Here is an 11295-nt window from a genome sequence, read left to right on the forward strand (position 1 = left end):
GCAGGCGCTGCGGGTTCCCGGTGATCTGTGTGGATTCCGCCTAGCGGCAGACCACCTCACATGCCCGATTACTGTCGTTCATGGTTCGGACCACCCCCTTCCTTGTGTGCCTCCACCGTAGGCACCCCGGCGCGGCTCGGCAATGGATTTTTGCGACTCCCGACCGATGGTCGGACCCGGCAGGGGCCCACAGTCGGATCCGCGCTGGTCCGCGTGCTGCGTAAACTGGCTCGGTGCACCTCTCCCGCCGAGCTCTGCTGAGTGGCCTGTCCGTGGCCGCACTGGCCTCCTGCCAACGCGACCCCGGCCAGGGCGGCACGCCCAGCCCCACCCCCACGCTCCCCAAGCTCACCCCCTCCCCCACGATCCCCTCGTCCCCGGCCCCCACCCCCAGCAGCCCGACCCCGACCGTGTGGCCGGCGCTGACCGAGCCGGGTGAGGCCCGCAAGGCCGTCCAACAGCTGCAGGCCACCGCGAACCTGCCGGTGGTCAAGATCGACATCACCACCACCCAGGCCACTTTGTCTGCGCTGGACGAGCGGCAGCCCCGCGCGTGGCGCTGGTCGCAGGGCCAGGTCAACGAGGTGGAGTCAGACATCGAGTACATCGAGCAGAGCAGCTTCGACCCTGCCGACTTCGACTTTGACGACGTGGGTGCCCTGTTCGCGCAGGCCGCCGACATGTCGGGCAGCAACGCCTCCCAGGAGTTGCAGATCGTCGAGCAGACGCCCGGCTCGGTGATGATGGTGGTCACCACCCGCCCCGAGTCGGTGCCGGTGTTCTTCCGCCCCGATGCCTCACTGGTCAACCACCTGGACTTCCTGACGGACTGGGGCCTGCGCGAAGCACTCGACGATGCGATCGCCGGGCGCACCCAGCTCACCGTCATCGCGTTGACCCGCGAGTCGGTCTATGCCGAATCGGTCGACCCGCACGAACCCGAGAACACGCTGCGGATCACTCGTCAGCGCCGGGTGCCGGCCTTCCGCACGTCACTGGCTGATGCCAGCAACCTCGGCGCGTTCGGCCCCTCGGAGGTGAACCTGGCGATGCTGCTGGAGACCATGCGCACCCTGCCCGCAAAGTGGCAGGCCCCCCGTGACGCGGTGGTGACCTGGGTGATCGACCGGCGCGACGGTCGTCCGCTGCCGACGATCAGGTTCACCCTGGACGGGCGCACCATGGTCACCGACATGCAGGGCCGCGACATCACCTCGGAGGTCTGAGCCTCACTGCCCCCGTTCGGTCACTGCCCCAGTTCGTCGGTGCTGAAGGTGTCGCACTGGTTGGGGTCACCGGTCTGGAAGCCCTTGGTCACCCAGAACTTGCGCATCTGGGACGAGCCGTGGGTCCAGCCGTCGGGACGCACCCCGCCGCCGGACTGCTGCTGGATGTGGTCGTCACCCACGGCACGGGCCGCGTCGACGATGCGGTTCAGGTCGTCCTGGGTGATGTTGTCGATGATGTCGTTGTCGTTGTTCGAGGTCCACTTGAACCACACGCCGGCGTAGCAGTCGGCCTGCAGCTCGACCCGGACCGCATTCGACATCGGCCCGCTGCGGCCGTCCTGGCTGCGGGCCAGCACCCCGGTCAGGTTCTGGATGTGGTGGCCGTACTCGTGGCCGACGATGTAGGCCTCGGCGGCATAGGAGGTTTCGGTGCCCAGCTGCTGCAGCAGTTGGCCGATGAAGTTGGTGTCGACATAGATCTTGTTGTCGCCGGGGCAGTAGAACGGGCCGACCTGTGAGCTGGCCTGGCCGCAGGCGGTGTTCACCCCACCCGAGAAGGTGACCATGGTGGGCGCCTGGAAGCCGTTGAGGGCCTGCGACCAGTACTCCTCCATCGAGGTCATGTAGGCGGGCCAGCGGCAGTCGGGGTTGCGCTGCACGTCGGCGCCGGTGCGGCACTCGCTCTTCACCACGCCGGGGTCGTTGTTCTGGCCGGTGCTGCCGAGCAGGTCACCGGGGTTGAGCCCGAGCAGCAGCGCCAGGACCACCATGATCACCCCGCCGATGCCGCCGATGGCCAGGCCACCGCCGCGACCACCACCGCCGCTGGTGACCGACCCGGTGTTGATCTGTGCGTCCGACTTGAAGTCCATGAGACTGCCCCTTCACATGCCTGGGAGCCCGCTGGGCTCCTGAGCATCACTGTAGGGGACGCGAGACAGCGATACGGTGGAAGGTGATTGGGGTTCGTGGCGTGCCGGACGACGAGTTCGGCAGCGACCCGCCCCGCGGGGTGGCCTTGGCGACCCCGTACTGTCCACGCGGTCGGGGTCTCGTTGCCGAGCCGACCCAAGAGCAAGTGAGTTGGTACGTGATGCAGATCGTCGGCGTCGCCTCCCCGGGTTCACAGGAACTCGTCAGGGTGGCGGTTGGGCACGGACTGCACCCGAAGTTGGCGTTGTGGCGGGCGGGCTGGGTGATCCAGGGCCTGCTCAGCGCCCAGTTGGTGCACGGTGAGGTGGTGTTGACCGCACGGGTTGCCCCGCGCACGTCGCGGATGCGCCCGCCGCGGGTGAAGCAGCGAGGCGCCGACCCGAGCCTGGTGATCCGTCCCGGTGAGGTGCCGGTGCTGAACCAGCGGATCGCCGCCTATGCGGTGGTGCGCTCGGTGCGCGGGGTGCTGGGCACCGAGTGTTCCGACCGGACGGCGGTGCCCGGGTTGTGGCAGTTGCCCGGTGGCGGGTTGGACGCCGAGGAGGCGCCGGCTGACGCGGTCGTCCGGGAGGTGCTGGAGGAGGCCGGGCAGCACGTGCGGATCAACCGCCTGCTGGACCTGCAGTCCGACCACTGGGTGGGCCGGGCCCCGAACGGGGTGCTGGAGGACTTCCACGCCCTGCGGATCTTCTACTCGGCGACCTGCATCTCGCCGACCGAGCCGGTCGTCCTCGATGTGGACGGCACCACCGAACGCGCCGAATGGGTGCCGCTGTGGCACTGGCGTTCGCTGCCGTGGACCTCGGGGTCACGCTCGATCCTCGACAAGTACGCCACCGTCGTGCCGGCAAACTGACCCGGACGAGAACAGCAAACCGGCGGCCGGGATTTCTCCCGGCCGCCGGCCTGTGATTGTCGTGCGCTGCGATCAGTTGCTGCGGAAGTAGCTCAGGATGCGCAGGATCTCGGTGTAGAGCCACACCATGGTGACGGTGATGCCCAGGGCGGCGACCCAGCTCTGCTTGGCGTCGGCCCGGTTGGCCACGCCGCGCTCGACGGCGTCGAAGTCGGTGATCAGGTTCATCACGGCCAGCACGGCACCCAGCAGGGCGACGCCCAGGGCGACCAGGCTCATGCCGCCGCCGATGGTGCGCAGGCCGGTGTCGACACCGAACAGCACTGCCACGAAGTTGATCAGCATGGCCGCGGCGAAACCGAGGGTGGCCAAGGTGACGATGCGGCGGAACTTCGGGGTCACCTTGATGTTGAAGAACCGGTAGGCGGCCAGGGTCACGCCCGCTGTCGCGAACGTGGCGATCACCGCCTGGGTGACGATGCCCGGGTAGAGCGTCTCGAACAGCTTGCTGAACATGCCGATGAAGACACCCTCGAAGACGGCGTAGGTCAGCACCAGGGCCGGGTTCACCACCTTCTTGAAGGCGACGATGAGCACGGTGATGAAGCCGACGACGGCCGACAGGATCAGCGCGGGGATCAGCAGTGCATCGGGGACCAGGATCCAGGCAGCGGCCGCGGTGGCGGCCACGATGCCCAGGCTGATGGCGGTCTTCGCGATCACGTCGTCGAAGGTCATCAGCCCCTTCTGGGGCTCGGGCTGGTAGCCGTAGGGCTGCTGGAAGCCCTGCTGGGGGTAGCCCTGCTGGCCGTAACCCTGCTGCTGGTAGCCCTGGGGCTGGAAGCCTGCCGGGGCGTATCCCTGCTGGTACCCGAACTGCTGGCCGGCCGGGGCCTGGCGGCTGAAAACGTCGCTGCGATCAAGAATGGGGTTTCCCATGTGGAACCTCTCTGGTGGCCTGTGGACTACGGCCTCGGCCGTAGGGACGGTCACGAGGGACATTGCCCAGTGTATCCAGCGTTCTGACAAGTCCCAATCGGCGCGCTCAGTCGTCGGCGGCCAGCGGCACCGGGACGCGGTCGGGTGAGGACGGCTTGACCCAGGCGGTGGTCGCCGTCGTCAGCCGTTCACCGCAGGAACTGCAGGACTCCCCCGTGGCGCTCTCCGCACCGCACGACCGACACACGATCACCACGTGCTGCTCGACCCCGTTCGCTGTGGGCGCATGCTTGGTCGACCAGACCGAGAAGGCGTGCAGCACCGGCAGGGCGTCGCGGGCAGCCTCGGTCGGGTGGTAGGCGTGCCGCGTACGCCGGCCGTCCTGGTAGGGCTGTTTGGCGAGCAGGCCGGCCTGCACCATCCGCTTGAGGCGGTCAGCCAGGATGTTGTCAGCGATCCCCAGCTTCTCGCGCAGGTCGTCGAACCGACGCACACCCGACAGCGACTCACGCAGGATCAGCAGCACCCACGGGTCCCCGATCGCGTCGATGCCGCGGGCCATGGAGCACCGCTGCTGTGACCAGTCCGCCCTCATCCGACCTCCCTGCCTGACTTGCCCAAGGCTACCCAGCACCGCAAGAGGTCCAGCGTGCCCCCGACGGGGTTCGAACCCGTACTGGGGCGGGTTTAAGCCGCCTGCCTCTACCAGTTGGGCTACGAGGGCCGTGACCGCAGTCTAGGGACGCGCGTTCACCTGCTGAGCAGGTCGAGGGCGATGCCGTCCAGGATGTCGGACTCGCTGACCACCAGCGGGCGCTGCACCCGGGCGGTGATCTCGTCGAGGATCAGGGCGCCGGCGCAGATGATCTCGGCGCGCTGGGGGTGCATCGAGGGAATCGTGCGCAGCGACTCGATCGTCCGGCTGAGCCAGTCGGTGGCGGTCTCGTGGACGACCTCGGGGGTGATCACCGCCCGGTGCACCTGCGAGCGGTCGTAGGCGGGCAGGCCGAGGGTGACCGCGCCCATGGTGGTGATGGTCCCGGCGACACCGATGAAGGTGCCCACCCCGTCGAGCGGCACCTCGCTGGCGTCGAGCAGGACACCGACCTGTTCGCGGGCGGCCGCGACCTGCTCGGCGGTCGGCGGGTCGTCGTGCAGCAGGCGTTCCCGCAGCCGCACCGCCCCGATGTCGAGGCTCTCGGCAACCTCGATGTGACCCTCGGAGCCGCGGACCAGTTCGGTCGAACCGCCACCGATGTCGATGACCAGCACGGGGTCATCGGGGTCCTCGATGCCGGCGCTGGCGCCGGTGAAGCTGAGTCGCGCCTCTTCGGCGCCCGCGATGATGTCGGGCATGACCCCGAAGCGCTCGTGCACGCCCTGGAAGAACACCCCGGAGTTGGCGGCATCGCGGGCCGCCGAGGTGGCGACGAACCGGAGCCGGTCGACCCCGCCGACCTCGTCGATCAGGGCGGCGTAGTCGTCGCAGGCAGCGAAGGTGCGCGCCAACGCGTCGGGGTGGAACTCGCCGGTGGCATCCACCCCCTGGCCGAGCCGGACCATGGTGGTGCGGCGGGCCTCCTCTTCCAGCCGGCCGTCGGGTCGGGCATCGACCACCAGCAGTCGGATCGAGTTGGTGCCGCAGTCAATGGCAGCGAGCCTCATCGCATGTTCTCCGCATCACAGTCGTCGGAACAGGGCCTGCGCCACAGGTCGGCGAGCAGGTCAACGGCTTCGTCCCCGAGCGGGTTGACCCCGGGGCCCTTGGCCAGCGCGTGGCCGACCAGCACGTGCAGGCACTTCACCCGGGTCGGCATGCCGCCGGCGCTGATCCCCTCGATCTCAGGCACCTCACCCAGCGTGGCCCGGTCGGCCAGGTAGGACTCGTGGGCGGCGCGGTAGCGCGCAGCCAGGTCGTCATCGGTGACCAGCCGGGCCGACATCTCGGCCATCAGCCCGCTCGCCTCGAGCGTCGAGACCGCAGCCGTGATTCGTGGGTTGGTCAGGTAGTACGTGGTCGGGAAGGGGGTGCCCTGCGGCAACCTCGGGGCCGTCGCGACCACCCCCGGACGACCGCAGCGGCAGCGCCAGGCGATGCCCGCGACGCCGCGCGGTTCGCGCCCCAACTGTTCGGCCACCACGGCTTCGTCCTGCTCGGTCATCGGGGTCAACCCGGTCAGTGTGTGCTCGCTCATGTCAGTTCATTCAGCGGGTGGGGGTGGGGCTCGGGCTCGGTGCGGGGGTGGAGACCTTCACGGTGGTCTCGCCGGTCGGCTGGGTGGTCGGGTTCTCTTCGGTGGGGATCGGGTCGTCGGCGGTCTTGATGGAGCCGATCATGCGTTCCCACCAGACCCGGTGCTCGTCAGAGGGCAGGTCCGACTCGTGGTCGAGTTCGGTGCCGGCACCCAGGGGTTTGCCGTCTGGGCCGATCACCTTGTAGCCGATCTCACCCGGCATGACCCAGCCGAGGCGGCTGCGGGCCTGCGCCTTGACGTAGTTCGGGTCGGCCCAGCGAGCCTTCTCGTCCTCGAGGGTGGCGATGGCCTGTTCCCGTTCGGCGATCTCGACCTGGGCGGCGGCGATCCCCTGCTGCTGGCGGAAGTAGACGCGCAGGCTGTTCAGGTAGCTGAACAGCAGCACGAACAGCACCACCACCACGGCGACCGCCCGGCGGGTGATCGCCAGTCCCCTGCCCCGGCGACCGGCCTGGGCAGCGGCGCCAGCGGCCGCACCCGAGGCGGACGACGCGGGAGCCGGCTTCGTCCGGGGTGATGAGGTGTCGGCGGCGCGGGCCCGCGTGGCGCGCTCGGATGCCCGGGAGGCGGCGCGCGCACGGGGGGTGTCGCCCTGCCGACGCGAGGCCGAGCGGCCTGATCCGGACTTGCGACTGCTGCCTTGGGGACTCACCAGTCCAGTGTGGCCGATGGGACAAGCGTCGGCCCCGCCCCCACGCGGGGACGGGGCCGATCAGCCGGTGGAACCGGGGGCCTGGGATCAGGCCTTGAACCGCGGGAAGGCGGAAGCCCCGGCGTAGGTGGCGGCGTCGTCCAGATCCTGCTCGATGCGCAGCAGCTGGTTGTACTTGGCCACGCGGTCGGTGCGCGCGGGGGCGCCCGACTTGATCTGGCCGCAGCCCAGGGCCACGGCGAGGTCGGCGATGGTGGTGTCCTCGGTCTCGCCGGAACGGTGGCTCATCATGGAGGCGAAGCCGTTGCGGTGGGCCAGGTTGACCGCGTCGATGGTCTCGGTGAGCGAACCGATCTGGTTCACCTTGACCAGCAGGGCGTTGGCGGCCTTCTCGTCGATGCCGCGCTGCAGGCGGGTGACGTTGGTGACGAACAGGTCGTCACCGACCAGCTGGACGCGGTCGCCCAGGGCGGCGGCCATCTTCGACCAGCCCTCCCAGTCCTCCTCGTTCAGCGGGTCCTCGATGGAGACCATCGGGTAGGCGTCGACCAGCTCGGTGTAGTAGGCGATCATCTCGTCGGAGGTCTTGGCGCCACCCTCGAAGGTGTAGGTGCCGTCCTCGTTGTAGAACTCGGTGGCGGCCACGTCGAGGGCCAGGGCGACCTGGGTGCCGGGCTCGTAGCCGGCGGCCTTGATGGCCTCGACGATCAGGTCGAGCGCAGCGCGGTTCGACTCGAGGTTGGGGGCGAAGCCACCCTCGTCGCCCAGGCCGGTGTTGAGGCCCTTGTCCTTGAGCACCTTCTTCAGCGCGTGGTAGACACCGGCGCCGATCTCGACGGCCTCGGCGAAGCTCTCGGCGCCGATCGGGGCGATCATGAACTCCTGGATGTCGACATTGCTGTCGGCGTGGGAGCCGCCGTTGAGGATGTTCATCATCGGCACGGGCAGGACGTTGGCGGTCGGGCCACCGATGTAGCGGTACAGGGGCAGGCCGGACGAGTCGGCAGCGGCGTGCGCGACGGCCAGGGAGACGCCGAGGATGGCGTTGGCGCCCAGCTTGGCCTTGTTGTCGGTGCCGTCCAGCTCGATCAGGGCCTGGTCGAGCAGGCGCTGCTCGCTGGCGTCGAAGCCGAGCACCTCGTCAGCGATGGTCTCGACGTTCTCGACGGCCTTGCTGACGCCCTTGCCGCCCCAGTGGGCCTTGTCGCCGTCACGCAGTTCGACGGCCTCGAAGGCGCCGGTCGATGCGCCGGAGGGAACAGCGGCGCGACCTTCGGCGCCGTCCTCGAGCAGGACCTCGACCTCGACGGTCGGGTTGCCGCGGGAGTCCAGGATCTGGCGGGCAGCGATGAAATCGATGGTTGCCATTCGGGTTCAACCTTTCTCAGACTGTGTTGTCGAGGCCAACTCTACCGGGCAGATGCCACCCTCGAACGAGCAGGCCTCAACGTTCATGTGGTTGGTCCGGCCGTGGGCATCTGCTCAGCGAACTGGTTCGATCTCCCACTCGGCGAGCATGGCCAGGACGCGGGTCTTGATCTCGTCGCGGATAGGTCGTACCGCCTCGACACCCTGCCCGGCGGGGTCGTCCAGCACCCAGTCCTCGTAACGCTTCCCGGGGTAGTACGGGCAGGTGTCGCCGCATCCCATCGTGATCACGACGTCGGAAGCGATGACGGCATCGGTGGTCAGCACCTTGGGCTGCTCGGCCGAGATGTCGATGCCTTCTTCGAGCATCGCCTCGCGGGCAGCCGGGTTGATCGAGTCGGCCGGGGCCGAACCGGCCGAGCGCACCTCGACGGCACCCCCGGACAGGTGATGGGTGTAGGCGGCAGCCATCTGTGAACGTCCGGCGTTGTGCACGCAGACATAGAGCACCGAGTGGCGTGCAGCGGTTTCAGCGATTTCGGGGGTTTCCGGGGTTTCAGTCACGACAGATTCCTAGTGGTGAAGTGGAGCGGTGGGTGGAGTACTCAGGTCAGGATTTCGCGAAGCAGGGTGGTGACCCGAGCCTGGATCTCGTCACGGATCTCACGCACCACCTCGATTGGCTGGCCGGCCGGATCGCGCACCTGCCAGTCTTCATAGCGCTTGCCGGGGAAGTAGGGGCACGAGTCGCCACAGCCCATGGTGATGATCACGTCTGCGGCACGCAGCACACTGTCGCTCAGCGGCTTGGGATAGGCCACCGTCAGCGCCACGCCACGCTCCTGCAGCGCCTCGACCACGATGGGATTGAGTTCGCCGCTGGGTTGGGAGCCAGCCGAGCGGACATGCACGCGACGGGCCGACAGGTGTTCGGCCAGGGCGGCGGCCATCTGGCTGCGCCCGGCATTGTGCACGCAGACGAACAGCAACTCGGGCACCTTCTTGGCGATGCGTCCCCCGGCCTGGGCACTGGCCATCAGTTGTTCACGGGCGTGACGGGCCACCAGGACCGGCAGGAACTTCGCGATCTTGGCGCGCGATGCCAGCAGCGCGTGGGCCTCATCGACGGTGCGCTGCACCTCATCGACGGTGAAGATGCCCTCATAGGTGTAGGTGAGGTCGGTGACGAGCTGGTCGTAGGGGTCAACGATGACCATGGGAGCTACCTTTCATGCGATGGAGCTGGTCAACCCGGCGGCGGACCTCGCTGCTGACTTCCTCAAAGGCTTGGCGGCGACCCGCGGCGACCGGATCAGGGATTGACCAGTGCAGTCGCTCGGCATTGGCCGGCAGGGTTTCGTGAACGTGGTCGCAGACCGCCACGACCAGGTCACCGGGCAGCAGGACATCCTCGACGTGCCGCATCTCGGGGTCGAGGACGATTCCCTCGTGTTCGGCGATCGCCCGAGCTCCGGCCGCTGGGCGCGCGGCGGGGGACGTTCCCGCATCGATGGCCGGGACGTCGCTCACACACCGCCACCAGGCAGCGGCGAGCTTGGATCGGGCCGAGTTCTGGGTACAAATGAAAGCCACTCGCTGAGGACCCTCATGGGGATCCAGACCAAGAGTCACCATGTCGACCACACCCTGGTCGTCGTGGCGCAGCACCACATAGGCGCGGCGGGCATCGTGCTCACTGCGGATGCGCACCGCAATTCCGCTCTCGACAAGCACCTTCACGTGGTGCGCCACCAGGGGTGTGGACCAGTCGAACATCGCAGCAATCTCACTGGCCGACAGGTCTCGCGACAGCAGACCCTGGGCCAGTGCCAATCGGCCAGGGTCTGCCAGAGCTCGGTGCACCTGAAGAACGTTCACGAATTCACCTCAATCGTCATTGAGGCAATTCAACACCATTGAGGCACCCGATGTCCACGAAGAAAGGGCGACAAACCGCCTAGGTGTTGGAGCGCATGACGTTGGTGACGCGTGCCGGGGTTCGGGTGGCTGGGGGTTGGTCTCGGCAGGCGGTGTGGGGTCGATGGTAGTTGTAGTGGATGTTCCAGATCTGTATTGCCCGGGTGCGTTGGTCCTCGCAGTTGTAGGGCCGGGCGTAGAGCACTTCTTCGGCCAGGATCCGGTTGTAGCGCTCAACTTTCCCGTTGTGGCGAGGTGTGTAGGCGCGGATGAACTGGTGTTGGCGTGCCCAGCCCCGCAGCGAGCGTTCGACGATCGCTGCCCTGTAGGGGTTGCCGTTGTCGGTGACCACGCGGGTGACGCGGGTGATCCCGTGCGCGGCGAACCAGGCCCTGGCCCGGTTGATGAACCCGAGCACGGTGGTGGCCCGCTCGTCGGTCAGGGACTCGGTGTAGGCGAGCCGGGAGTATCCGTCCACGGCGGAGTGGAGGTAGCGGTAGCCGACCCGGGTGCGGTGTTTCGCCTTGTCCTGGTTCGATCCGCGGCCATGGGCCCGCCAGCCGCCGCCCTCTCGCAGCGCGCCGACCTTCTTCACGTCGACGTGGACCATGTGGCCGGGGTAGCGGGCGATGATCCGTGCCGGCGCACGGGTCGGTTCTCCCTCGACGTCGAGCCAGCGGCGATGGTTGAGTCCCAGCCGGGTCAGCCAGCGTGCGACGGTGGCGACGCTGGTCCGGTGCCCACGCTCGTGCAGTTCGGCGGTGATCAGCCGGGCCGACCACTTGTGGTCGCGGCGTAGTTGCTCGATCAACTCCACCACCTGCGGTGGGGTCTGGGTCGGTGAACTGTGGGGTCGGCTGGAACGATCCAGCAGGCCTTCCTCGCCGTGGAGGCGGTGACGGTTGACCCATTTCGACAGACAGGCCCTCGACACTCCGGCCTCGGCGGCGACGTGGGCGATCGGGCGGTGTTGGCACCGGATGACCAGGCGTCGACGTGCTTCAAAGGTCAGCGCGGCATTACGGTGGTGAATCAAGGGCGGGCTCCTCGTTCCGATGGTTGTCTCGCAACTCCCATCCTGCCGAGGACCCGCCCCCTCTCACGTCCCGGCGCGTGCAATCAACCTCATGACCCGCAACACCTAGG

At 68.1% G+C, this 11295-nt stretch carries 13 protein-coding genes and 1 tRNA gene; 2 read left to right on the forward strand and 12 right to left on the reverse strand.

All coding sequences use genetic code 11. From position 1 onward, the window contains the following. Nucleotides 1-233: 233 nt before the first annotated feature. Nucleotides 234-1226 carry a hypothetical protein gene (locus ACQE3C_RS13535; protein ID WP_434539677.1) on the forward strand — a complete coding sequence of 331 codons (993 nt, stop codon included), beginning with the start codon at nt 234-236 and terminating at the stop codon, nt 1224-1226. A 20-nt stretch (nt 1227-1246) separates the two neighbouring features. Here the strand turns inward: ACQE3C_RS13535 and ypfJ are convergent, their stop codons facing one another. Further along, a complete protein-coding gene (ypfJ, locus tag ACQE3C_RS13540) occupies nt 1247-2101 on the reverse strand; it encodes a KPN_02809 family neutral zinc metallopeptidase (RefSeq protein ID WP_434539678.1) in 855 nt (284 codons plus the stop codon). A 287-nt stretch (nt 2102-2388) separates the two neighbouring features. On the opposite strand from ypfJ, the gene ACQE3C_RS13545 reads away from it, so the two are divergent. Then, nucleotides 2389-3018 carry an NUDIX hydrolase gene (locus ACQE3C_RS13545; protein WP_434539689.1) on the forward strand — a complete coding sequence of 210 codons (630 nt, stop codon included), beginning with the start codon at nt 2389-2391 and terminating at the stop codon, nt 3016-3018. 72 nt (nt 3019-3090) lie between these two features. Here ACQE3C_RS13545 and ACQE3C_RS13550 read toward each other — a convergent pair whose 3' ends face one another. From ACQE3C_RS13550 to ACQE3C_RS13600, 11 genes are all read right to left on the reverse strand, one after another. Beyond that, entirely contained in the window at nt 3091-3957 is an 867-nt protein-coding gene (locus ACQE3C_RS13550) for a Bax inhibitor-1/YccA family protein (RefSeq protein WP_434539679.1), read from the reverse strand. A 106-nt stretch (nt 3958-4063) separates the two neighbouring features. Continuing rightward, the gene (locus tag ACQE3C_RS13555) at nt 4064-4552 is read right to left on the reverse strand and encodes a winged helix-turn-helix transcriptional regulator (RefSeq protein WP_434539680.1); all 489 of its coding nucleotides are present in this window, start codon (nt 4550-4552) and stop codon (nt 4064-4066) included. A 55-nt stretch (nt 4553-4607) separates the two neighbouring features. After that, nucleotides 4608-4681: transfer RNA gene (locus ACQE3C_RS13560), tRNA-Leu, on the reverse strand. Between the two features lie 26 nt (nt 4682-4707). Beyond that, the gene (locus ACQE3C_RS13565; RefSeq protein ID WP_434539681.1) at nt 4708-5622 is read right to left on the reverse strand and encodes a Ppx/GppA phosphatase family protein; all 915 of its coding nucleotides are present in this window, start codon (nt 5620-5622) and stop codon (nt 4708-4710) included. Continuing rightward, nucleotides 5619-6152 carry a DUF501 domain-containing protein gene (locus ACQE3C_RS13570; RefSeq protein WP_434539682.1) on the reverse strand — a complete coding sequence of 178 codons (534 nt, stop codon included), beginning with the start codon at nt 6150-6152 and terminating at the stop codon, nt 5619-5621. Before ACQE3C_RS13570 ends, ACQE3C_RS13565 begins: the two co-directional genes overlap by 4 nt. 10 nt (nt 6153-6162) lie before the next feature. Beyond that, complete coding sequence (locus tag ACQE3C_RS13575; protein ID WP_434539683.1) at nt 6163-6864, reverse strand: FtsB family cell division protein; 702 nt, start codon at nt 6862-6864, stop codon at nt 6163-6165. Nucleotides 6865-6951: 87 nt separating this feature from the next. Continuing rightward, nucleotides 6952-8232 carry a phosphopyruvate hydratase gene (eno, locus tag ACQE3C_RS13580; protein WP_434539684.1) on the reverse strand — a complete coding sequence of 427 codons (1281 nt, stop codon included), beginning with the start codon at nt 8230-8232 and terminating at the stop codon, nt 6952-6954. 114 nt (nt 8233-8346) lie between these two features. Next, complete coding sequence (locus tag ACQE3C_RS13585) at nt 8347-8796, reverse strand: arsenate reductase ArsC (protein ID WP_434539685.1); 450 nt, start codon at nt 8794-8796, stop codon at nt 8347-8349. Nucleotides 8797-8837: 41 nt separating this feature from the next. Continuing rightward, a complete protein-coding gene (locus ACQE3C_RS13590) occupies nt 8838-9449 on the reverse strand; it encodes an arsenate reductase ArsC (RefSeq protein ID WP_434539686.1) in 612 nt (203 codons plus the stop codon). Then, nucleotides 9436-10065 carry an ArsR family transcriptional regulator gene (locus tag ACQE3C_RS13595; RefSeq protein ID WP_434539687.1) on the reverse strand — a complete coding sequence of 210 codons (630 nt, stop codon included), beginning with the start codon at nt 10063-10065 and terminating at the stop codon, nt 9436-9438. Before ACQE3C_RS13595 ends, ACQE3C_RS13590 begins: the two co-directional genes overlap by 14 nt. Before the next feature lie 124 nt (nt 10066-10189). Next, nucleotides 10190-11182 (reverse strand): IS481 family transposase, encoded by a 993-nt coding sequence (locus ACQE3C_RS13600; protein WP_434537931.1) that lies wholly within the window; start codon nt 11180-11182, stop codon nt 10190-10192. Nucleotides 11183-11295 lie beyond the last annotated feature (113 nt).

The organism is Aestuariimicrobium sp. Y1814 (assembly GCF_050113895.1).
Taxonomy (GTDB): domain Bacteria; phylum Actinomycetota; class Actinomycetes; order Propionibacteriales; family Propionibacteriaceae; genus Aestuariimicrobium.